The 642-nt window shown below is 56.1% G+C and carries 1 protein-coding gene; it reads left to right on the plus strand.

The genetic code is table 11. The annotated features are described in order from the left end of the window. Positions 1–42 precede the first annotated feature (42 nt). A partial coding sequence (locus tag ACR0E6_RS22530) for a hypothetical protein (RefSeq protein WP_480587577.1) occupies positions 43–642 on the plus strand: 600 nt, incomplete at its 3' end.

The following is a 642-nucleotide window of genomic DNA, read 5'->3' on the forward strand; positions in this document are numbered from 1 at the left end:
GGCAATGACACTTACCTTTACACATTCGGATCGACGGGCTCTATGGATGTGGACGAGGCTGGGCTGGATGCGGCCCGTGAACTCGGTGATTTCCTGAAACTTGCCAGTGATAAGCTCGACACGATCTCCGGAGGCGGAGGCGGTGAAAACGACGTTCTTGAGCTGCGCGATGCCGGCGCGCTTGATGGCAGCGACCTGCGTTTCTTTGTTGAAGGCGGCAAGGATCTGGTGATTGAAGGTGAAAACGGCGAGGTGCGCATTAAGAACATGCACGAGGACGACACCCGCATCGAAACCCTGCGCATCGTCGGCGAAGACGGTGTACAAGAGATTGATCTTGGCGAGGCCTTCGAAGATGGTCTTTTTACAGCCACTTGGGCTGATCGTACTGGTCAAACCGGCATTGACGCGGTCGACAGCTTCGAGTTCAATACCATCGATCAGACTTTAGGCCAGGTTGACTTCGATGCGTATCTCGGGAGTGCAACCGACACAAGCGCCACTGATGTCGCCTTTGCCGACGCCTTCGAAGATTGGATGCTGAATCTGGCCGAAGCGGGTTCGAGTCTGCCCATTGTCGGCGGTATCGTCGACGGGGCCGCTGAGATTGCGACAAACATCTTTGATCTGGAGACCCCGTCG

The organism is Ruegeria sp. AP12 (genome assembly GCF_056540025.1).